The organism is Saccharopolyspora spinosa NRRL 18395 (assembly GCF_000194155.1).
Classification (GTDB): Bacteria; Actinomycetota; Actinomycetes; order Mycobacteriales; family Pseudonocardiaceae; genus Saccharopolyspora; species Saccharopolyspora spinosa.
Genome location: NZ_GL877878.1, coordinates 3,177,985 through 3,200,058, shown reverse-complemented (window position 1 = coordinate 3,200,058; position 22,074 = coordinate 3,177,985). Strand labels below are relative to the sequence as shown.

Sequence of the window (22,074 nt, the reverse complement as noted above, 5' to 3'; positions counted from 1 at the left end):
TTCGTCCTAGATCCTTCGTGCCGTGGTGTACCGGGGCAGGTCGTTGTGATCGGTGTGGTCGGCGATGTCCTCGAACGCCTGAAGCCCGCCCAGCAACGACATCACCGCCTCGGCCTGCTCGTCGTCGTGTTCGATGGCGACTCCGCCGCCGGGCCGCAGCAGCCGCGCCGCCGCGCTGGTGACCGCGCGGATGACAACCAGGCCGTCGTGGCCGGAGAACAGCGCCGGGTGCGGCTGGTGCTCCTCCCACTCGGGTGGCAGCACCCGGCCCTCTACCACGAACGGCGGGTTCGCCAGCAGCAGGTCGACACCGCCGCGGAGCCCCGAGAACAGGTCGGGTGCGGTGACGTCGCCCTCGTGCAGCGAGATCGGCGTGTCCCCGGCGGCGGCCCGCGCGGCGACGTTGCGGCGGGCCCAGCTCAGCGCGTCCGGCGCCAGCTCGACCGCGTGCACCGTGGCGTCCGGGCGGGCGTGGGCCACGGCCAGCGCGATCGCCGCGGAACCGGTGCACAGGTCGACCACCACCGGGTTCTCGACGTTTTCGAGCACTTTCAGGCCCCAGGCCAGCAGCGGCTCGGTGTGCTTGCGCGGCACAAAGACCCCGGGCCCCACCTGGATGTCGATGCCACCGAGGCGAGCACGCCCGGTCAGGTATTCGACCGGCACCCGCCGGGCCCGGTCGGCCAGCAGCTCCTGGAGCCGGCCGGCCGCGGCAGCCCCGAGCGGCTCGTCCACCGGGAGCTCCTGGGCCGGTCGGCCAAGCACGTGCGCGGCCAGGGTCTCGGCGTCTTGACGGGATGCCCAGGCGCCGGCATCGGCCAGCGTCTTCTCGGCGTCGTCCAGCACCTCGCCCAGCGTTCGGGGACCGCTCATCCGAATCGGGTTCCTTCCAGTATCTTCGCCGCGGTCTCCAGATCGCCGCGTTCGTGAAGGGATGACAGCGCGAAGCGGACCAGGCCGGTGCCCTTCGCGACGGTGGGGAAGAACGCGGGGAGGACCAGCACCCCGGCGTTTTTCAGTGCGGTCGTGGTCTGGAACGCATCTTCCTCGGTGGCGAAGTGCGCGCCGCGCACCGGGGACCACAGGCCGGAGTTGACCAGTCGGCCGCCGGTCAGATCGTCGAAGTCGATGACGTTGCGCCACAACTTCTCCTGGAGCGCGGCCACCTCCCCGTTCACGTGCAGCTCGGCGGCGGCCACGTTCGCGGCCAGCAGCGGCAGCATGATCGAGTGCCCGAACACCAGTGGGTTGGCGAACTTCCGCAGCACCCGGACGTCGCTCTCGCCCGGCACGAGCGCGAACCCGCCGGAACCGCCGAACGCCTTGGACAGCGAACCGGCGATCACCACGTTCTCCGGCAACTGGTCGCCGAGGCTCTCGAAGGCGTACCCGGCGCCCATCGCGCCCGCGATGGAGATGCCGTGGGCGTCGTCGATGTAGAGGTGGCCGCCGTAGGGCCGCAACGCCTCCAGGACGCCGGCCACGTCGATCAGTCCGCCCATCGAGCCCACCCCGTCGACCAGCGCGATCGGAGTGCGCCCGGTCTCGCCGATCTCGCGCAGCGCGGTCTCCAGCGAATCGGCGGAGTCCAGGTCGAAGCGGTACGTGGGACCGATCTGCCCCAGCAGGCCACGCAGGATCTGCATCGACGAATGCGCGGTCTTCTCCACCAGGAAGGCAGCTCCGGCGGGCGCGATCCGGTAGCTGGGCAGCGCACCGCTACCCAGCAGCGGCAGCAGCCCCAGATGCACGGTGCCCACCGAGGTGAACGCAACCGCTCGGTTGCCCCGGTAGACCGTGGCCAGCAGCTCCTCCAGCTCAGGTAGGTAGTGCGGCCGCATCCGGTTGCGGGAGGAGGAAAAGTGCACCCCGAACCGGCGCAGCGCCGTCTCGGCGGCGTTGATCAGCGCCGGATGTTCTTCGAGGCCGAGATACGAGCACGAGACGAACTCCAGCGCCGCACTCCCGTCGGCCAGCCGCACCCGCTTGCCCTCGCGGGCGGTGATGGTGTGTCCGGTCAGCCCTTGCTCGAAGGCGCGGTCGAGGGAGTCGGAGGTCCGGCTGATCCGGGACTTGACCCAGTTGACCGGCTGGGTTCTTTGCGGCTGGATCATGCTTCCTCGCTTGGGGCGCAACTGTTTCGGTTTGTGTGGGCATGCGTGCAAGGTCGAATGTGGTGTTCTCGTGGTTCCCGGATGCGGCGACGGGGTGCGGTAGTTGCCGGGTTGCGATCTGGGACGCCGGGAACGGTGTCGGCGCTGGCACGCCCCGAACGGTCTTGGACACGCTGGTCCCCGGCATTCGCACCCCGGACGGCGACACGCACCACGTGAGTGATCCGCTCCGGGAGGGCCGGTTCCCTGGCGATCTGAACAATGTGCGGACTCACTCCCGCTCACCGGACAAGGGCGGTAAGCCGTCGAACAGCTGGGCGCACACGCTCGCGTGCTGGGGCAGCTCGTCGCCGAAGAACGCCCGCAGCCTGCCCAGAACTGCTTCGAAACCGGCTTCGTCGCCAGCGTCGACCATGTCGGCGATCTGCCGGATACCGGCTACCAGGGCGGCGCGGGCGCCGGGTGCTTCCGGATTGGCCGCCTGGACGTCCCAGTAGACCTCCGGCGTTCCCGAGGTGATGCGGGCGAGCAGCGCGAGCAGGGTGCGATGGGGCGGCGGGGCCAGGGGCGCCACCTCGCCGACGCCGTCGGCGAGCACGGTCAGCGCCAGGCCGAAACCCAGCATGGTGGCGTGGGTGAGCACCTGGGTGGCGGCGGCGAGGCGATCGTGGTCGCCCGCCTCGCACAGCACCGCGTGGCCGCCCCAGTCCCGCAGCAGTGCCAGCAGCTCCGCCACCTTCGGTCCATTGTGGACGACCACGGTGGCGACCGGCTTCCCGGCGAAGCCCAACGAGGGGGCGAACATCGGATTGAGGCTCACCGCCTCGATCCCGCTCATCTCCCGCAGGACTGTCGCGACGGCGCCCTTCACCGACAGGGTGTCGGCGACCAGCGTGCCCGGACGCAGATGCGTTGCCAGCACTGGGAGTGCGGCGAGTGCGGTGCGCTCGGGCACCGCCAGCAGTACCAAGTCGGCGCCGGCCAACTCGGCGCGGAGCGCGGCGTCCGGGGCGGTGGCGTCCCCGTTACCGGCGGCAGGGTCAGCGATTACCACCTCGGCGCCGGAATCCCGGAGAGCACGCGCGAACAGTTCACCTACCGCGCCCGCACCGCCGAGCACCAGGCAGCGGCGCAGCGACCGCACGCCGGTCACAGCGCGCCACCCATCGCGGGGCGCATCGCCGTCTGCGCGACCGCGGTTAGCACGGCACGGGACTTGACCACGGTCTCCTCGAACTCCTCCACCGGATCCGACAGCGCCACGATCGCGCCGCCGACGCCGAAGCTCAGCCGTTCCCCGTCGGCGACCAGGGTGCGGATCACGATGCTCAGATCCGCCGCGCCGGACAGGGAGAACCAGCCGATGGCCCCCGAGTAGACCCCGCGCGGACCCTCCTCCAAGCGGTCGATGATCTCCATTGTGCGCACCTTCGGCGCGCCGGTCATGGAGCCGCCGGGGAACGCCGCCCGCACACAGCTCACCGCCGACTCCCCGGCGCGCAGCGTGCCGCGGATGGTGGAGACGAGCTGGTGCACCGGCGCGTAGGTCTCGACGTCGAACAGCGTCGGCACGTGCACCGAGCCGATCTCGCACACCCTGTTCAGATCGTTTCGCACCAGGTCGACGATCATCAGGTTCTCCGCGCGGTCCTTCTCCCGGGCGGACAGGTCGAGCTTGAGCCTCTCGTCCTCCTCCGGGGTAGCACCGCGCGGGCGGGTGCCCTTGATCGGTTTGGACTCCACCACGCCGTCCGCGCCGATGGACAGGAATCGCTCCGGGGAGGCGCTGAGCACCGCCAGCCCGTCGAAGTCCAGAAACGCGCCGTAGGGCACCGGGCTGATCCGCCGCAGGGCCTGGTAGGTGTGCCGCGGGTCGATCCGCTCGTCCACGGTGACCGTGTTGGTCAGGCATATCTCGTAGGACTCGCCATGCTTGATCTCTTCCAGGCAGGTGGCGACCCGGGCGAGATAGGCGGCCCGGTCGTGCCGCGGCCGCGCGGTGTCCAGCCGGTCCAGGTCGGTGGCCGTGCCGGTGTCCAGCACCCGTGTTTGTCCGTCCACATCAGACGATGGCAGGGCGAGTAGCCGCAGCGCGGTCTCGTCCAGCCAGGCGATGGCGGCGGCCTCGGTCTGCTCGGTGCTCAGCGCGAGCAGGTACGACCGGTGCTGGAGGTGATCGATCGCGAGCATCCGATCGATGAAGATCATCGCCGCGTCCGGGAACTCGGACCGGTGCACGGCCGAGCCCGAGGTCTCCGCCTTCAGCTCGTAACCGAGATAGCCGACGTAACCGAGATCGAACTCGAACGGCAAGCCCGGCGGTGCCGGCACGGCGCGTCGCCTGAGCTGCTCGTCGAGATAACCGAAGAAGTCCTGCCGGATCTGCTGCTCGGTACCGTCGCCGCGGTGGACCCGCACGGTCCGCTCCGCGACCCGGTAGGTGAGGTGCTCGGCCAGCGGGCCCCGATCGTCGCCCAGGAAGGAGAACCGGGACTGGCCCGGCCGGACTTCGCTGGTGTCCAGCCAGAAGCTGTGTGGTGCGCCGGCGAACAGCTCGCGGTGTGCGATGGCGGTGTCCGGTTCGCACTCGATCTCCCGGACGTGCACCTGCAGGGCCTGGGTGTCCGATGTGGACGGTATGGCGGCCGGTGGCGGCGCCACGGCGCCCGCCCCCAGCGCCAGGTCACGGAAGTTCGCCAGCAGCTGCCTGCCGTACTCGCTGCTGATCGACTCGGGGTGGAACTGCACACCCCACAGCGGCGCGGTGCGGTGCCGCAGCCCCATCAGCACGCCGTCCTCGGTCCATGCCACGGCCTCCAGCTCCTCCGGCAGCCGGGTGACGGTCAGGGAGTGGTAACGCACCACCGAGAACGGCGACGGCAGACCGGCGAAAACCCCGCTGCCGGTGTGGTAGACGGGCGAGCTGCGGCCGTGCATCGGCTCCGGCGCTAGGTCCACCGTGCCGCCGAGGAGGTGTGCGATGCCCTGGTGCCCCAGGCAGACCCCGAGCACCGGCAGCCCCGAGTCCCGGATGGCCTGCGCGCTGGTGCCGACGTCGCGGCTGCGGTCGGGCCGCCCGGGCCCGGGGGAGACCACCACGGCGTCGAACTCGGCGGCCAGTCGGGCCGGCAGCTCCTGGTCGTTGCGCACGACCACCGGGGCCCGCCCCGTCACCTCACCGAGCAGCTGGTGCAGGTTGTAGGTGAACGAGTCGTAGTTGTCGATCAAAAGGGTCCGCATGGGCCCGTCCTCCAGATGGTCCTCGCCCGTCTACGGTGTCGCCGGCGTGCCGATGACCAGATCCTCGACCCGGCAGGTCTCGCCTATGACCAGTTCGTAGAGCGCATGCAGGAACGTCTGGTCGATGCCGTGCTCGGCACCGTAGTCGGCGGCGCGCTGCTGCACTACGCCGATGCGGTGCGGCTGCATCATCGGCACGCCGTGCTCGCGCTTGTGCTCGGCGATGCGCACGCATAGCTCGATGCGTTCCCGCAGCACGTCGAGCAGGCGCAGGTCGACGCTGTCGAGCTCGGCCCGCAGGGCTTCCAGCTTCGTCTCCGGCGAGGTCATTCAGTGCTCCTTCGGCGTCATTCGGCTGTCGGGCGCGTAAAGAACGGGGACCTTGCCGCGATCGGTGCGCGCGAACAGCTCGGGCGCGACGCGCTCCACGCTGAAGCCGAGGCACTGCGCGCTGTTCAGCACCGCGCGCAGTTGCTGGGCGCGGCTGAGGCAGTCGACCACCGCTTGGGTGGTGATCCATTCGGGCGTCCGGCTGGACAGCAGCAGCCGCAGCCGGTGGCCGTGCTGCTCGGGCAGCACCTGGAGCTGGCAGTCAGCGGGTTCGGTGACGCCGAGCTGGCCGAGCTGGCCCAGCAGCAGGTCCGAGGACACCACCTCGGTGTCTATGTTGAGCGAGGTCGCGGTGCGACCGTGCAGGGTGAGCAGGCGTGCGGGGCTGCCACACGGGCAGGGGGCGGTGCCGAAGGAGCCGACATCGCCGATGCGGTAGCGCAACAGCGCCATCCCGGTGTCGCTCAGCGCGGTGACGATCACCTCACCGGTGTCCCCGTCCGGAACTGGCACCCCGGTCTGCTCGTCGACGATCTCCACCACCACTGCGTCCTCGTGCACGTGGTGGGTGGCACCGGAGAGCTGCTCGCACTGGTAGCCGATCGGCCCGGTCTCCGAGGTCGAGTAGGCCAGCGAGCGCACGGTGACCTGGGGCGCGGCCTCCGCGATCGCCTGAGTGCGGGCCTTGCCAAGCAGTTCGCCGATGTAGAAGAAGTACCGCAGTGCGGCGATCTGCCCCGGCGGGGACGCGGTCAGCAGCTCGACGCCGTAACCGGGGTTGGCCGCCAGTGCGTCCACGCGGTGCTCGGCGATGACCGCCGCGCTCTCGGCCGGGCTGGTCTGGCTGGCCAGCGGGTAGGAGCGGGCGTCGGCGAGCCGGATCACCTCCTGCGTGAACAGGAAAGCGCCGCCGCTGAGCTCGGCCGGGTAAAAGCAGTTGGCCACGCGCCGGGCCGGTGCCGAGCGGGTGGCCGCGAGCAACCCGCGGGCACCCAGCCGCCCGACCTGGAGGTTGAAGTCCCAGGAGTGGTACATCATCTTGGGCTTGCTGGCCGTGCCGCTGGAGCGCAGCACCATTCCGGGGCCGTCGCCGCCGAGCTGGAATTCCGGCGAGTGCGGCGGGCTGCCGTTGGCCAGTTCGCGGCTGCTGAGCAGGGGGAGGCGGGCGAGGTCGGCGGTGGTCATGCCTGGCGCCAAGTCCGGCCAGCGGCGGCGGACCGCGGGGGTCGCCAGCGCGGCGTCGACCATCGCGGCGAAGTTCCGCTCCCGCAACCGCTCCAGCTCCGCGCGGTCCAGCCGGTCCGGGTCCACCGCGAGGCGGATCTTCGACGCCACTGGGCGATCCGGGTCGCCGACCGCGTTCAAGGGCATGCTCCGCTCCAGTGCTCTGATGGCTGGTGATCAGGGGTTTTCCCAGATATACCGCGTTGTTGTCGCGCCGGACCCCGGTTCGGCGGTTACCGGCAACAAACGCGGTGTGGCGCGCCAAGGAAGGTCCACAACCGCAACAAATCCGTCGCGGCGGACCGGGGCGGCTGAGCACGATCAGTGCTGAGTACCCGGATCCGAAAGGCGCGACGATGGCTGCGATGGCTCTGTCTGGCCGAACCTTGCTGTCCCCGGAGGGCCGCGCGAAGCTGGCGGCCGATCCCGAACTGGGCGGCGGGAACGTGCTGCGGTCGGCGCTGGCCGTCGCCGCGTATCCCGATCTGCCGTTCATCAGCTCGGGGCGGCCGCTGGCCACCCCCGGTGGCGAGTGGCGCACCGATTTCAGCCTGTTGGAGCTTGACGAGCTGGCGCAGAGCTGGTCGGTGCACTACCTGGGTCTCGGTGTGCGCCCGCGCGACCGGGTGCTGGTCTACCTGGAGGACTCGTTCGCCTATTCGGTGCACTTCCACGCGCTCGCCCAGATCGGTGCCATCGGGGTGCTGGTCAACAGCAGAGCGCCCCGGGCCACCTCGCTGGAGCTGTGCCGCCGCACCGCGCCGGTCGGCATCTGCACCACGCGCTCCCGGCTGGCCGCGCTCGGTGCGGAATTGCCCGAAGTGGACAGTGTGAGCTGGTTGATCATCGCGGAGGAGCTGCCCGCCCCGCCAGCCGCCGAGCTGCCCGAGTCGGCCCGGTTCCGGCATGCGCCGGAGGACCCGGTGTCGATCCTGCACTCCTCGGGCACCACGGGCTTTCCCAAGCCGGTGGTGCAGACCCACCATTCGAGCATCGCCGGGCCTCGGTTCCGGCTCACCGACTTCATCGACGGGCCCGACGCGACGATGATGGCCGCACAGCCGCAGTCCCACCTCGGCTCGGTGATGTACGCCAACTACGCCATCCTGGCCGGCACCCCGCTGGTGCCGCTGTACGACCCGACCGGTGCCGAGCTGGCCGACGCGATCGCGAAGCACCGGCCCACCACGGTGATGGCCTTCGCGCATGCATACGCCGAGCTGGCCGAGGTGGAGGTCGCCGACGGCGCGCTGGACTCGGTGGACGGCTGGGTGACGATGGGTGACGCGATCCACGAGGCGCACCTGAAATCCATCCTGGCCAAACGGAACCCGGAACTGCCCTCGGCGGTGTTCTACGACCGGTTCGGCGCGACCGAACTGGGATGGGGAATCATGGTGCAGCCCCGGTCCCTGACCTCGCAGCGCAACGATCGCTGCGTCGGCCGCCCCGACGCCGTCGCCGAGGTGGTGGTGCTGCGCAGGGACGGCACCCGCGCCGAACCCGGCGAGATCGGCCTGTTCGCGGCAAAGGGCCCGACCATCACCGCCGGGTACTGGAACGACTCGGACGCCACTTACCGCAGCCGCCTGGCCGGGTTCTGGCTCTCCGGTGACCTCGCCTACCAGGACGCCAACGGCGACTTCTACCAGGTGGACCGGGAAGTGGATGCCATCGAGACGGAGACCGGCACCGGGCACTCGGTGCAGCTGGAGGAGCTTCTGCTCAACGAGCTGCCGGTGATCGCCGACTGTGCTGTGGTCGCCGGATGCCACCGCGGCCGGACCGTGCCGGTGGCCGTGGTCACCACGGTCGATCAGCGCATGACGCCGGACGCGCTGCTGGCCACGGCGAACCAGGCGCTGCGCTCGGCCGGACTGCTGGAGCTGGCCGTGCTGGAGCTGGCCCGGACCGAGGCCGACTTCCCCCAGGGGGTCACCGGCAAGGTGCTCAAACGGCAGCTGCGCGAGAAGTACGCCGCGCTGGAAGACTTCCTGGCTGCAGGCGAGCGTTCGAAGACCGCCACCACCCTTGAGGAGGTCTGACCGTGTACTCAGCGGTTCGCGAGGTCGTCACGCCCTCGGCCAAGCCGGCCGAACGGATGGTCAACTGGATCTACAACCCGGACGATTTCAACCCCAGCCATCTCGACAAGATCATCGCCGATATCACCGACCGGTGGACCGCGCAGGGTGCCCGGCACGGCTTCGGCTTCCAGTTCATCCCGGCCAGCGAGCTCACCCCGACCTGCGTGGACCAGCCGCGGCTGTGGCGTGGCGGGGTGGACCTGCTGGAGACCCGGCAGTGCTACATCGTCGACGACATCGGCAACGACCAGCAAGCCGTGTCCTACCTGCACGGCATCTCCCGGATCATCGACGCCAGCGACTCGTTCGTGCTCAACCACGCGATGGCTGCGCCGGAATGGCTGGAGCGCGACAAGCTGGCGATGATCGGCCGGGCGGCGCAGCTCGGTCTGAAGGTACCCAAGACCGTCGCGCTACCGTTCCGCCGCCACGCGCGGGAGGGCCTGGAGGTGGTGCGTCGCGAGATCGGCGGCGGCCCTTACATCCTCAAGGCGCGCGAGTCCGGCACGGGGTTCGGCGTGCTCAAAGTGGACACCTTCGAACAGCTGCGTTCCGCGGTGGACATCGCCGCCCAGACCGGCAAGGGCTACCTGGTGCAGGAGTTCCTGCCCAACTCCGGCGACCTCCGGGTCGCGCTGGTGGAAGGCGAGGTGGTCACCAGCATGCTGCGCGAGCAAGTGATCGGCCGCTACCTGTCCAACATCGCCCAGGGCGGGAACGCGAGTCCAAGCGCCGACTTCTCGGTGGTGCTCGACGACTGCCTGCGCGTGGTCCGCACGCTCGGCGCCGACTATCTGTGCGTGGACTTCCTGATCACCGAGCAGGGCCCGGTGTTCGGCGAGTGGTGCACGGTGATGGCCAACTTCTCGCAGTTCCCCGAGCCGGCCCGGTCCGAGTTGGCCGACGCGTTTTTCCACTGGGCCGGGCGGCTGCTGGAGCAGCGGGGCCGGGGCTGAGGAGGTAGTGCCCGTTTCAGCCGCGCGCGGTCCGCTCCCCGGAGCGAGCCGCCCCGGCGCTCAGCTCCCAGTCGGTGGCCAGCATCGCGTAGACGGCGAGGTCGGCGCGCTCGCCCTTGAGCATCTCGCCCTGGACGAAGAAGGCTTCGCGTCGCATGCCGAGGCGCTCCATCAGGCGCTGCGAGCTGTGGTTTTTCCCGTTGCACAGGCCGACCACGCGGTGGAAACCGTAGATCTCGAATGCGATGCGCAGCACCTCGGCTCCGGCCTCGGTGGCATAGCCGTGGCCGGAGTGGTCGGGATTCATCACGAACCCGATCTCGGCGCGGCCAAGCTCGGCGCTGAGCCACTCCAGGTTGAAGTCCGCGATCAGGCGGCCGGTCTCGCGCAGTTCCACGGCTATCGCCAGGTTCTCGCCCTCGGCGACCAACTCGGTCTGGGTGATGCGCACCGCCAGCGCCTCCCTGGTTTCCTCCAGGGTGCGGGCGTTCCAGAGCAGATAACGTGCGACGTCGGGGCGGCGCTGGATGTCGTACAGGTCGTCCAGATCGGATTCGGTGAACGAGCGGAGCAGGAGGCGTTCGGTGACAACGGGTCGCATGAGTGAGGGCCGCTCCGGGTGGGGTTCTCGGATCGAGGAATTCCGTCGCGCGGATTTTTCGGTCGGACGGCGCGGCAACAATAGCAGCCCGGGATACGACTGTCCCGCATTTCCTCCGAAATCCACCCCGTTCCTGGTGGTCGGCCGGTGACGCGCACGACGCCATTGGTCGCGCTGGTAGCGGCGGGCGGCATCGCCACGCTGGGATCGACGATGACGCTGATCGCCATTCCGTGGTTCGTGTTGCAGACCACCGGCAGCGGGGTGAGCACCGGGCTGGTGGCCGCCGCCGAGACGCTCGGACTGGTGCTGTCGGTGGTGCTCACCGGCACCCTGGTCGACCGGTACGGTGCCCGGCGCGCGAGCTTGGTCGCGGACCTGTTCACCTGTGGTGCGGTGGTGCTGATTCCGTTGGCGCACAACACGGTGGGCGTGTCGCTGCCGTTGCTTGTGGTGCTGGCGCTGGGGATCGGCGCTGGCCGGGCCCCGTCCCGCAGCGCCAAGCAGGTGCTGCTGCCCGCGGTGCTGGCTGTCACTCGGACCCGGGTTTCCCGTGGCACCAGTGCGGAGGAGGCTTCGCAACGGGCGGGTGACCTGATCGGGGCCCTGCTCGGCGGCCTGCTGATCGCTTTGTTCAGCCCGGCCACCGTGCTGCTGGCCGACGGCGCTGCGCTGCTGCTGGCGGCGGTGTTCGTCGGCGTGTTCGTGCGGGTGCGTCCCGTGTCCGGTGGCCACAGCGCCGCCGGTTACCTGCAGGAGTTGCGGGAGGCACTGGGTTACCTGCGGCGGGATCGGCTGCTGGTAGTGCTGGGCGCGAGCAACGCCAGCAGCAACGCGCTGACCACCGGGCTGCTTTCCGTGCTGCTCCCGGCGTTCGGCGTGCTGGTCTGGCACAACAGCACGCTGGTAGGGGTGCTCATCGGGGCTGCCAGCGGCGGCAGCATGCTCGGCACCGCGCTCTACGCGCTCCGTGGCACGGGACGGCACCGCTGGCGCACCTTCGCCGTCTGCGGGCTGATCTCCGGTCCTCCGGTGTACCTCGTGGTGGCGCTCGGCCCCCCGCCGGTGCTGTTGGTGGGGCTGGTTTCGCTGAGCATGGTGGCCAACGGCGCGCTGAACCCGGTGATCGCCGCGGTCAAGTACGACCGGGTGCCGGAACCGTTGCGCGGCAGGGTGTTCAGCGCCCTGCACGCGGTGGGCAGCGCGGCGATGCCACTCGGCTCGATGATCGCCGGGGTGCTGCTCGACGGGATCGGTCCGCACGGCGCGGCGTACGCGCTCTGCGGCCTGTGCGTGATCGCCGTCGGGTGCCCGTTCGTCTTCAAGGTGTGGCGGCAGATGGACGCCGCTTCGCGGCAGCTCGGTTCAACTACCACGAGCTGACCGCCTCGCATGGGAAATGCCGCGCAACAAATGTCACCTGTCGCAATAATTGCCGTGTTCGTGAGCAACAAAGCCGGTCTGGTGCGTGCCGCGAGTTGCCTAATGTTGACCGGGAAAGCCAGGAAGGTGCGGGTTTTCTCGGCCATTTCGATTTCGTTCGCCATTTCGAGTTCAGGCCGTGTGGTGGCCCGGGAGTTGCGTGTAGATGAGTTCGCCCGATCCGACCGTCGCGCGCGTGGTGAGCACCGGCCCGTCAAGGCGTGCCGCCACGGTGGTCCCGCGCTGGCCGGCACCGGGCGCGGCCACGCCGGTCAGATGCCGCTTGGAGATACCGGCGGCGTTGCTGGACCGGCTCCACGCGACCGCGAACGCGCGGCACGGGGCTGTCGATTCTTTCCTGCTCGCGGCGCACCTGGCCGTGCTCTCCGCCGTCACCGGTGAACCCGCGCCGGTTGCCGGGTTGATTACCGAATCGGCTGTCCGACCGGTGCGTGCGGAGGTCGGCGGCCGGAGCTGGCGAGAACTGGCGGCGGGCGTAGTCGAGGTGCATGCGGGCTCAGAAGTCGAATCCGTTCTCGATCTTTCTCCCGGCGGCGTTGTGCACGAGGGGGTGCTCGGTGTCCGGTTCGCCGACGGCGGGCTGTCGGTGACTTCACGATCCGACTCGCTCGATGCCGAGGCGGTGACCCGCATGGCCGGGTATCACCTGAGCGCGTTGCGCCTGCTTGCCGACGACCTCGACGCGGTGCACCGCGTCGAGGATCTCTTGAGCGAGCAGGAGATTCGTCATCAGCTTCGGGATCTCGCTGGGCCGCGCGCGCCGCTGGGCGAGCGGATGTTCGCCGAGCTTTTCACGGAGCAGGCCCGCCGACGTCCCGACGACATCGCGGTTTCACATCGCGACCGCAGCTGGACCTACCGCGAACTGGACGAGCGTTCCACCGAGGTGGCTGCCGACCTGCTGGACCGGGGTCTCGCCACTGGTCAGATCGTCGCCGTGGTCACGGCGCGGGATCTCGGTTGGGCCGCGGCGGTGCTCGGTGTGCTCCGGGCCGGTGGCGCTTATCTCCCGGTGGACCCGGGCGCGGCCGCGAGCCGGATCGCCGGGGTGCTGGACCAGGCCGACTGCTCGATGGTGCTGGCCGGAGCGGGCATCGACGGCGCAACGGTGGGTGCCGGGCGTTGTGTGCTCACCATTGACGAATTGCTCGGCACCGGCGCGTCCGCCACGACGGTCGCCGTGGGGGCGGACGCGCTTGCGTACGTCTACTTCACCTCGGGCTCCACCGGGACGCCGAAGGGCGTGATGTGCGAGCACGCGGGCCTGCTCAATCATTTGCTGGCCAAGATCGCCGACATGCAGCTGACGCCGGGTGAGGTGGTGGCGCAGACGGCCTCCCAGTGCTTCGACATCTCGCTGTGGCAGCTACTCGCGCCGCTGCTGTGCGGTGGCAGCTCGCGGATCGTGGATTCCGAGGTGTTGCTGGACGTGGACGCCTTCCGCGACGAGCTGGCCACTTCCGGAGTGCGGGTCGCGCAGCTCGTGCCGTCCTACTTCGAGGTGCTGGTCGCCCGGCTGGAGAGCCGGCCGGGAGGGCTGGGGCCGCTGCGGGCGATGTCGGTGACCGGTGAGGTGCTGCGCCCGGATCTGGTGCGCCGGTGGTTCGCCTGCTGTCCGGGCATCACGCTGGTCAACGCCTACGGCGCCACCGAGTTGTCCGACGACACCACGCACGCGGTGCTGCGGCATCCCGACGAGCCGGTGACGCTCGGGCGCGCGGTGCGCAACGTGGACGTCTCGTTGATCGGTGACGACCTCTCGCTGCTGCCGCTCGGCGCGCCGGGGGAGATCGCCTTCTCCGGGGTCTGCGTGGGACGCGGGTATCTCGGTGACGAGGAGCAGACCGCGCGGGCCTTCCGCCCCGACCCGCACCGGCCGGGACAGCGGCTCTACCGAACCGGGGACCTCGGCCGCTGGCTGCCTGGCGGGCGGCTGGAGTTCCTCGGGCGCCGTGACGAGCAGATCCGCATCCGGGGCGCGCGGGTGGAGATCGGCGAGGTCGAGCATGGGCTGGCCGATATCGACGGAGTCGACTCGGCGGCGGTCGTGGTGGACAGCGGCGAGGGCCGGGAAGCCATCCTGGTGGCGTTTTTCACCGGCTCCGGGAAGCTCGACGGGGGAGAGGTGCGTGCGCGGCTCGCCGCGCAACTGCCCGGCCAGCTGGTGCCCACCTACGTGCACCGGCTGGACCGCCTGCCCTGGCCTCGCTGGCGGCCACGCTTGGGCACGCCGACGGGCCGTACGCCGCTCCGGCCACGCCCACCGAACGGGCGCTGGCCACCGCCTGGGCCGAAGTGCTGCACGTGCCGTTGGAACGGATCGGGCACGCGGACGACTTCTTCCGCCTCGGCGGCACTTCCCTGTCGGTGGTGCGGCTGCTGGTCAAACTGGACGGGCTGGTGTCACTGCGGCAGGTGCTGGCGCACCCGGTGCTCTCCGAGCTCGCCGCGGTGATCGACGAACGCCGTCCGCTCCCGGCCCGGCGCCTGCTCCATTCTCTGTCCGAAGTGGACTCCGATCCCGTTGCGACGCTGGTCTGCTTCCCACACGCGGGCGGGAACTCGGTCAACTTCCAGCAGTTGGCCCGGGAGCTGCGGGCACATGGCGTCCAGGTGCTCGGCGTCGAGCCGCCGGGTCATGATCTAGGTGCCGAACCGGCCGAACTGACCACAGTGGACGCGTTTGCGGAGGCGGTGTGCGCGGAACTGCGCGATCACCGGGGCGCGCCCCTGCTGGTGTGGGGACACAGCACCGGCGCCGCTCCCGCATTGGCACTGGCCCGGCTGCTGGAGGACGAGGGCGCACCGGCGCACCACGTGTTCCTCGGCGCGATCCGGCCCGCCACCGAGGACCAGCTGCGGGCCGAGGACATCCGGGTGACTGTGCTGGGTGATCGCGAACTCGTGACGGCGATGCTGGAGGACAGCGGCTACATCGAGGTCGACGGCCTCAAGCCGGAGCGGGCCCGCGTCGTCGGGGCTGCCTACCGCCACGACGTGCGCAGCGCCGGTGAGTTCTTCCGCGGCGCACTGCGCTCGCCGCTCGCGCACCGGGTCGACACCCCGGTGGAATTGGTCGTCGCCGCCGACGATCCGCACACCAGTGAGGCCGGGCGTCACCTGTCCGCCTGGGCCGGGCTGACCCGCCGACTGAGCCTGCGCGAGCTAGCCGAGGGCGGCCACTACTTTCCGAGCAGCAGAGCCACCGAAGTCGCCGGCGTGGTGCTCGGCGCCTGCCCACACCTGTCCCGAACGAGGAGCCCGGTTTGAGCATCGACCACACGAACCTGACCGGCCGGATCTCGGCCGGGCCGGACGGCCTCCTGCGCACGGAGATCCTGGAACCGCAGCTCCGGTTCGAGCTGACCTGCCTGCTGCCGCACTACGTGCGATTGGAGAAGGTCCTGCTCGCCGAGTACGCCAGGATGGGCCTGCTGACCGGCGAGCAGGTGGGGCTGATCTCCGGGCTGCTCGATCGCGCCACCCCGGACGCGGTGGAGCGGTCCGCGCGCGGGGCGATGAGCGACCTGGTGTTCTCGCTGGAACGCTTCATCAGCCAGCGGTTGCCGGAGGTGCCGCCTGCCTGGCACGTCGACCGCAGCCGCAACGACCTCCAGGCCTCCGCGCAGGTGCTGTACGGCCGGGCCCGACTGCTGGACACGGCCGAGCTGCTGATCGAGTTGGGCCGCGCCGCCGGGCGGCTGGCCGCCCGAACCGGCGGGCTGATGATGCCCGGCTACACGCACATGCAGGCCGCCCAGCTGGTCAGCCCGGCGTTCTACTTCTCCGCGCTGGCCGAGCAACTGCTCCACACGCTCTCGCGGCTGGAGCCGGTCTATCTGACCGCCAGCGCCTGCCCGATGGGCGCGGGCGCGATGGCCGGTCAGGAGCTGGGCTGGGATCGCGACCGCATGGCCCGGCTGCTGGGCTGCGAGAGTGTTCAGCGGCACGCGTTGCGCGCGGTGTCGCAGCGGGACTGGGCGCTGGAGGCCTGCGCCGAGTTCTCGATGCTGGGCGTGGCGCTGAGCCGGTTTGTCACCGACCTGATGACCTGGGGCGGCAGCGGCTACGGCTTCCTCGACCTGCCCGACGACTGGTCGGGCATCTCGTCGGCGATGCCGCAGAAGAAGAACTTTCCTGTGCTGGAGAGGATTCGTGGCCGCACCGCGCATCTGCACGCGGCCTATCACGGCATCGCGACCGCGCAGCGCGCCACCTCCTACAGCAACTCCGTCGAGGTGTCCAAAGAGGCCAGTGCCCAGGTGCCCGCCGCGTTCGACACGCTCGCCTCGATCGCGCGCCTGCTCACGGGCGTGCTGGACCGCTTGGAGTTCGACGAGGAACGCCTCGCCCGTGCCTGCGAGGCGGAGTATTTCGGCGGGTTCACCCTCGCCAACCAGCTGACGCTGCGAGCGGGGGTGCCCTGGCGGACGGCGCAGGTGGTCACCGGCCGCTACATCGTCGCCGCGGTGGCGAAGGGCCTGCCTCCCGCCGAGCCCGAGCCGGCCCTGTTGGAAAAAGTGTTGGCGGAGCACGGATATGCGACCCCGCTCGCGGAAACTCTGCTGCGCGAAGCCTTGGACGTCACGGCCGCACTGGCTGCCAAGCGCACCGCCGGGTCGACCGGACCCGAGTCCATGCGCGAGCTGCTCGCCACGCAGGAGGCCGAGTTCGACCAGCTGGCTTCGGCCTGTGCCGCGCGGCGCACCCGGCTCGCGGACGCCGATGCCGAGCTGACCGCCGTGCTGGCCGATGCCGCGGGAGCGAGAGCGTGAGCGGAGCCACCGGAAGCCTCGCCGGGCCCCGTCCGTTCTATCGGGGGGTGACCGGCGTCGGCACCGCCTTCGGAGTGTTCGGTGAACTGCTGCAAGGCGTGCTGCCGGAGCCGGAGGGCGACTTCCTGGTCACCTTGCCGATCGCGCGCTGGTCCGTGGCGACCTTCCGGGGCAGCGCGGACACCGGCGAACTGACGATGTGGCCGCGCCACAAGACCAAGGCGCTCCGGCTGGCCCGGATCATCCTGGCCGACGCCGGGCGGCCGATCGGCGGGGAGATCACCATCGACAGCGGTCTGCCCGAGGGGAAGGGCATGGCCAGTTCCTCGGCGGACCTGGTGGCTACCGCCCGGGCCGTCGCCAACGCGCTCGGCATCACCTTGCCGCCCCGGCGGATCGAGAACTTCCTGGCCCGCATCGAACCCACCGACGGCGTGCTCTACCCGGCGGTGGTCGCCTTCTACCACCGCCGGGTAGAGCTGCACTCGGTGCTCGGCTCGCTGCCGCCGATGACCGTGGTCGGCGTGGACGAGGGCGGCGAGATCGACACCGTGGAGTTCAACCTCATCCCCAAGCCGTTCACCACGGCCGACCGGCGCGAGTACGCCGGGCTGCTGGCGCGGATGGCGGAAGCGGTGGGGCGGCGGGACCTCGCCGAGGTGGGCCGGGTGGCCACCCGCAGCGCGCTGATGAACCAAGTCCTGCGGCCCAAGGCCACGCTGGAGCGGGTGCTCGGAGTCTGCGAGGACGTCGGCGGGCTCGGGGTGGTCGCCGCGCATAGCGGGACCAGCCTCGGCGTGCTGCTGGACCCGGGCGTGCCCGGCTACCCGGACCAGGTCGCCGCGGCGGCCAGCGCATGTTCGTCCATCGCGGGAAACGTCGCGGTGTACCGGTGTTTGAGCTTCGACGGAATGGGAATGGGACGGCGCTGATGCTGAGTCACAGCCTGATCGACGTCATCGGCGGCACTCCGCTGGTGCGGTTGCGGGCCGGAGCGGACCGCGGCGTGGAGATCCATGCCAAGCTGGAGTTGCAGAACCTGTTCGCGATGAAGGACAGGGTGGCCAAGCAGATCATCACGCGGGCCCGCGAGTCCGGCGAACTCGCCGAGGGCGCGCCGATCGTTGAAAGCTCATCCGGCACGATGGCGCTTGGGGTGGCGCTGGTCGGCACCCTGCTGGGGCACGCGGTGCACATCGTCACCGATCCTCGTATCGACCGGATCACCCTGGCCAAGCTGACCGGCCTCGGCTGCCAGGTGCATGTCGTGTCCGAAATGGACGAACACGGATGGCAGGGCGCCCGGCTGACCAAGCTGAACGAGCTGATGAACACGCTGCCCGGGGCCTTCTGGCCGCGGCAGTACGCCAACCCGGAGAATCCCGCCGCCTACCGCGCGCTGGCTGATGAGCTGGTCACCGACCTGGGGGGCATCGACGTGCTGGTCGGCTCGGTGGGCAGCGGCGGGTCGCTGTGCGGCACGTCGCGCGCGCTGCGGGAGCGGCTGCCCGACGTGCGGGTGATCGGGGTGGACTGCGTCGGCAGTGTCCTGTTCGGACAGCCGGACTGGCCGCAGCGGCTGCAGAGCGGGCTGGGCAACAGCCTGCACCCGCCGAACCTGGACCACTCGCTGATCGACGAGGTGCACTGGCTCAACGACCGGGAGGCATTCGATGCCACCCGGGCGCTGGCTCGCGAGGAGAAGCTGTTCACCGGGAACACCTCGGGGTCGGTGTACCGGGTGCTCACCTGGCTCGCCGCCACCGCCCCGCCGGGCACGCGGATCGTCGGCATCTTCCCCGACCGCGGTGACCGGTACGCCGAGACCGTGCATGACGAGGGGTACTGGGCCGAACGCGGCCTCGCCGAGCTGCCGCTCGCGGAAATTCCACAGCAGGTTCGCGCCGGCACCACGGTGTCCAGCTGGTCCTACCGGGTCGCCGACAGCGACCGCCCACCGCTGTTCGTCTTCGTCGAGTCGAACACCACCGGCACTGGCATGCGGGCGCTCGGCGTGGCCAGGGAGCTCGGTTACCGGGCCGTGCTGATGACGAACTGGCCCGCCCGGTACCTGGGCCTGGCCGATACCGGGGCCACGGTGGTCACCTGCGACACCAACGACTTCGACGCGCTGAACCTGGCGGTCGGCAGGGTGGCCGGTCGAGCCCCGATCGCCGCGGTGACCACGACTAGCGAGTTCTACCTGGCCACGGCCGCCCGCCTGGCCGCCGGGCTGGGCCTGCCCGCGGCCGACGCCGAGGCCGTCGGACGCTGCCGTGACAAGGGCGCGCTCCGGGCCGCGCTGGCCGAGGCCGGTGTGCGGCAGCCGGTGTACACCGTCGTCACCGACGCCGCGTCCGCTTGGGAAGCGGTTGCCGGGGTCGGCCTGCCCTGTGTGGTGAAGCCGGTGGATGACTCGGGTTCGACCAACGTACTGCTGTGCGCCACCGCCGGGGAGGCGGTCGCCCAGGTGAGCCGAGTCTTGGCCGTCACCGAGAACGGCCGAGGCCAGGCGACCCGCCGCGCCGCGCTGGTCGAGCAGTTCCTCGACCAGCCCGAGTACAGCGTGGAGATGTTCGGCACCGGCACGGAGCAGCGGCTGCTCGGCATCGTCGAGAAAACCGTGACGCCAGGCCCGAACTTCGTGGAGAGCAGGCACATCGTGCCCGCGGAGCTGCCCGCCACGGTCGCCAGGGAGCTGGCCGCGGCGGTCCGTGCGGCGCTTTCCGCGGTGTCGCTGGAGTTCGGCCCCAGTCACACCGAGGTCAAGCTCGGCCCGGACGGCACCGCGGTAGTCGAGATCAACCCGCGCCTGGCCGGGGGCATGATTCCTGAGCTGTTCCGGCTGGGCACCGGGGTCGACCTGCTGGAGGCCCAGGTTCGCTTCGCCGCGGGCGCGGAGATCGACCTGCCGGAGTCGTTCGAGGGCTATGCCGGCATCCAGTTCCTGCTGCCGCCGGAGGAAGGCACGCTCGAAGAGGTGACCGGCGTGGAGCAGACCAGGGCGCTGCCCGGAGTGCGGGCCGTGACGGTCACCGCGAAACCTGGGCAGCGCGTCGCGCCGCCGGTCGACGCGTACGGCCGCGTCGGGTATGTGATCGCCACGGCGGCCTCCCGCGGGGAGCTGGTCGAGATCCTGGACCAGGCTCACGCCCTGATCGGCTTTCGGTTGCGGCCGGGGTCTGCCCGCGTGGCGTCGGCGTATCCGCTGGTGAGCAGGGAGGCGCGCGAGAGTCGTTCGGTGGTGGAGGTCGGTGGCGTCGCCATCGGCCCGGACACGTTCACCCTGATCGCCGGACCCTGCGCGGTCGAGACGCCGGAGCAGACTTCTGCCGCTGCCCGGCTCGCCAAGGCCGCGGGTGCTTCACTGTTGCGGGCCGGCGCGTTCAAACCGCGCAGCTCGCCGTACGGTTTCCGGGGCCTGCGCACGGAGGCGTTGCGCATCTTGGCCGAGGTCCGCGCCGAGACAGGGATGCCGGTGGTCACCGAGGTGGTCGATAGCCGAGACGTGGAGTTGGTCGCCGGCTGGGCGGACATGCTCCAGGTTGGCACGCGGAACATGCAGAACTTCGGCCTGCTGGAAGCGGTTGGGGACAGCGGGAAGCCCGTGCTGCTGAAGCGAGGCATGAGCGCGACGGTCGAGGAGTGGCTGCTGGCCGCGGAGTACATCGCGCTGCGCGGCAACACCGGCATCGTGCTGTGCGAGCGCGGCATCCGCACCTTCGAACCCGCCACCCGCAACACGCTGGACCTTTCGGCGGTGCTGGTCGCGCAGGCCCGGTCCCACCTGCCGGTGGTGGTCGATCCGTCCCACGCGGCCGGGCGGCGAGAGCTGGTGCTGCCACTGGCCCGCGCGGCCGTGGCGGCCGGGGCCGACGGGGTGATGATCGACATCCACCCGGACCCGGCCGCGGCGCTGTGCGACGGCCCGCAGGCGCTCGGCGAGCCGGAGGTGTCCGGCCTGGCCGGGGCGATGCGGGACTGGGCCACGCTGGCCGGACGCCTGCCCCAGGAGTTGCTCGGCTCCGAGTCAGCCGCGCTGCGCTGACCCGGCTGAGCACGGTGCGGGCCGGGCGCGGGGTGTGTCCGCGGTGGAACGCCGATGCGCGACACTGTCCGCTAAGGACGGATGATGAAAGTATTCGGGTGATCTTGGTTGTAGGTGGAGGCCGGTATTGGTCGGGGAAGGCGAAGCATCGCTGGTAGCGATCAGCGTGGCCTGGCTGCGGTCAGGACGGTAGGCCAGGGCGGCGGACATCGGCATGCGAGCCCGGCCGAACCGGTGCCGCAGCTGATGCGGGCGTGGTCGCCGTGTCCGGCGACTGCCCGCACTTCGGCTAGGGCGATGCTGACCGGTCGAAGGGCGGAGCGGGGGAGCATGGCGATGCGGCGCATCAGCAGGCCGCCCAAGTAGGCGCGCACGGCGTACAAGTCGACGCTCGACGACTACGCGCGCACCAAGCGCATCATGCACAACCACCGGCATTGACCGCCACCATTTGGTGGTGACGGGCGTGTGAGGTGTCGAGTGGTGTGTCTGTCGTCGCAGACTTTCGGGCAGTGGTTTTCGGTTTTCGGGGCAGTCGTGGCTGTTGTTCATGTTCGTGCCTCTTGTTGTGCCGTCAAGCTGGAATTGTGGCCTCGTCGGACGGCGGGATGGGCGGATGATCATCTTGGGGCGGACAATGACCGGGTCATCTCGAGGCTGCTCGTCGGACGTCCTGGCGAGTGTGGCGTCGCATCAAAACTTTGCGTGAGGCAAGCATCGGTCAGCGATTGTCCTCGGTGATCTGGCGTATCGCGGCGGAGTCGTCGTGTTTCACGGCCACGGCCACGGCTATCGCACGGAGTTGTTCCCCGCTGGCTGGGAGTTGTGGGGTGATGGGTGAGGCGCCCGGTGCTGGTCTCTTTTCGTCATCGCGCTGGGTGCCTGTCGGTGTGGGACGCCGCCGATTGAAGCCTCACCCTTGGTGCAGGATCGTTAGACCCTGGAGATCTCGTCTGGCGGCACTGGTTCTGTTCTCGCGGGCCTGTGTGCTCGCCGGCTGTGAGGGCGGGGACTTCGGTACCCGGCAATCGTCGGGTCCGCGGCACACACCATGCGTGAGGGTTCGCGCTGTCATCGGGGGAGGATTGTTTGTGGGTGGTGTGTTGTGGTGCGGGTGCCGGGTGGTTGTCCTCGCCCGGTCGCTGGGTTGTGGTGTGTTACCGCCCTGGTGGGTCGCGGTGCGGGCATCTAGTGGGGCGGACGGCCTGATTTCGGTTGCTGTTGGTGGTGTTCTGGGTTCTGGCGGTGCTGGGATC

At 70.2% G+C, this 22,074-nt stretch carries 14 protein-coding genes and 2 pseudogenes; 9 read left to right on the top strand and 7 right to left on the bottom strand.

The genetic code is table 11. The annotated features are described in order from the left end of the window. Window positions 1–6: 6 nt before the first annotated feature. The 6 genes from SSPN_RS0115925 to SSPN_RS0115900 all read right to left on the bottom strand — a co-directional run bounded on the left by SSPN_RS0115925 (window position 7) and on the right by SSPN_RS0115900 (window position 7,055). Window positions 7–873 carry a N5-glutamine methyltransferase family protein gene (locus SSPN_RS0115925; protein ID WP_010696144.1) on the bottom strand — a complete coding sequence of 289 codons (867 nt, stop codon included), beginning with the start codon at window positions 871–873 and terminating at the stop codon, window positions 7–9. Then, window positions 870–2,114, bottom strand: coding sequence for an aminotransferase class I/II-fold pyridoxal phosphate-dependent enzyme (locus tag SSPN_RS0115920; protein WP_010696143.1), 1,245 nt, complete (start codon window positions 2,112–2,114; stop codon window positions 870–872). The genes SSPN_RS0115925 and SSPN_RS0115920 overlap by 4 nt, the downstream gene beginning before the upstream one ends. Before the next feature lie 271 nt (window positions 2,115–2,385). Continuing rightward, complete coding sequence (locus SSPN_RS0115915) at window positions 2,386–3,267, bottom strand: prephenate dehydrogenase (RefSeq protein ID WP_010696142.1); 882 nt, start codon at window positions 3,265–3,267, stop codon at window positions 2,386–2,388. Beyond that, window positions 3,264–5,354, bottom strand: a complete 2,091-nt coding sequence (gene pabB / locus SSPN_RS0115910) for an aminodeoxychorismate synthase component I (RefSeq protein WP_010696141.1) — start codon at window positions 5,352–5,354, stop codon at window positions 3,264–3,266. The genes SSPN_RS0115915 and pabB overlap by 4 nt, the downstream gene beginning before the upstream one ends. 30 nt (window positions 5,355–5,384) lie before the next feature. After that, a complete protein-coding gene (locus SSPN_RS0115905; RefSeq protein ID WP_010696140.1) occupies window positions 5,385–5,684 on the bottom strand; it encodes a chorismate mutase family protein in 300 nt (99 codons plus the stop codon). Beyond that, a complete protein-coding gene (locus SSPN_RS0115900) occupies window positions 5,685–7,055 on the bottom strand; it encodes a phenylacetate--CoA ligase family protein (RefSeq protein WP_029535384.1) in 1,371 nt (456 codons plus the stop codon). A 209-nt stretch (window positions 7,056–7,264) separates the two neighbouring features. Between SSPN_RS0115900 and SSPN_RS0115895 the strand changes: the two genes are divergently transcribed. Both SSPN_RS0115895 and SSPN_RS0115890 read left to right on the top strand, forming a co-directional pair. Next, the gene (locus SSPN_RS0115895) at window positions 7,265–8,953 is read left to right on the top strand and encodes a class I adenylate-forming enzyme family protein (protein ID WP_203218534.1); all 1,689 of its coding nucleotides are present in this window, start codon (window positions 7,265–7,267) and stop codon (window positions 8,951–8,953) included. 2 nt (window positions 8,954–8,955) lie between these two features. Then, window positions 8,956–9,951 (top strand): ATP-grasp domain-containing protein, encoded by a 996-nt coding sequence (locus SSPN_RS0115890; protein WP_010696137.1) that lies wholly within the window; start codon window positions 8,956–8,958, stop codon window positions 9,949–9,951. A 16-nt stretch (window positions 9,952–9,967) separates the two neighbouring features. On the opposite strand, the gene SSPN_RS0115885 is transcribed toward SSPN_RS0115890, so the two are convergent. Continuing rightward, window positions 9,968–10,552, bottom strand: coding sequence for a GNAT family N-acetyltransferase (locus tag SSPN_RS0115885; protein ID WP_010696136.1), 585 nt, complete (start codon window positions 10,550–10,552; stop codon window positions 9,968–9,970). A gap of 147 nt (window positions 10,553–10,699) precedes the next feature. Between SSPN_RS0115885 and SSPN_RS44025 the strand changes: the two genes are divergently transcribed. From SSPN_RS44025 to aroF, 7 genes and pseudogenes are all read left to right on the top strand, one after another. Continuing rightward, the gene (locus SSPN_RS44025) at window positions 10,700–11,935 is read left to right on the top strand and encodes an MFS transporter (RefSeq protein WP_044572965.1); all 1,236 of its coding nucleotides are present in this window, start codon (window positions 10,700–10,702) and stop codon (window positions 11,933–11,935) included. A 205-nt stretch (window positions 11,936–12,140) separates the two neighbouring features. Then, window positions 12,141–14,030 (top strand): annotated as a pseudogene (locus SSPN_RS59790) (amino acid adenylation domain-containing protein); the annotation flags it as partial. Window positions 14,031–14,290: 260 nt separating this feature from the next. Then, window positions 14,291–14,392, top strand: a pseudogene (locus tag SSPN_RS62655) (acyl carrier protein); the annotation flags it as partial. A gap of 3 nt (window positions 14,393–14,395) precedes the next feature. Then, on the top strand, window positions 14,396–15,265 hold the full coding sequence (locus SSPN_RS53745) for a thioesterase II family protein (RefSeq protein ID WP_237710560.1): 870 nt from the start codon (window positions 14,396–14,398) through the stop codon (window positions 15,263–15,265). After that, complete coding sequence (locus tag SSPN_RS0115870; protein ID WP_010696133.1) at window positions 15,262–16,770, top strand: argininosuccinate lyase; 1,509 nt, start codon at window positions 15,262–15,264, stop codon at window positions 16,768–16,770. The genes SSPN_RS53745 and SSPN_RS0115870 overlap by 4 nt, the downstream gene beginning before the upstream one ends. After that, window positions 16,767–17,702, top strand: coding sequence for a GHMP family kinase ATP-binding protein (locus SSPN_RS0115865; RefSeq protein WP_010696132.1), 936 nt, complete (start codon window positions 16,767–16,769; stop codon window positions 17,700–17,702). The genes SSPN_RS0115870 and SSPN_RS0115865 overlap by 4 nt, the downstream gene beginning before the upstream one ends. Beyond that, window positions 17,702–20,818, top strand: a complete 3,117-nt coding sequence (gene aroF / locus SSPN_RS44015) for a 3-deoxy-7-phosphoheptulonate synthase (protein ID WP_010696131.1) — start codon at window positions 17,702–17,704, stop codon at window positions 20,816–20,818. The genes SSPN_RS0115865 and aroF overlap by 1 nt, the downstream gene beginning before the upstream one ends. Window positions 20,819–22,074: the final 1,256 nt, after the last annotated feature.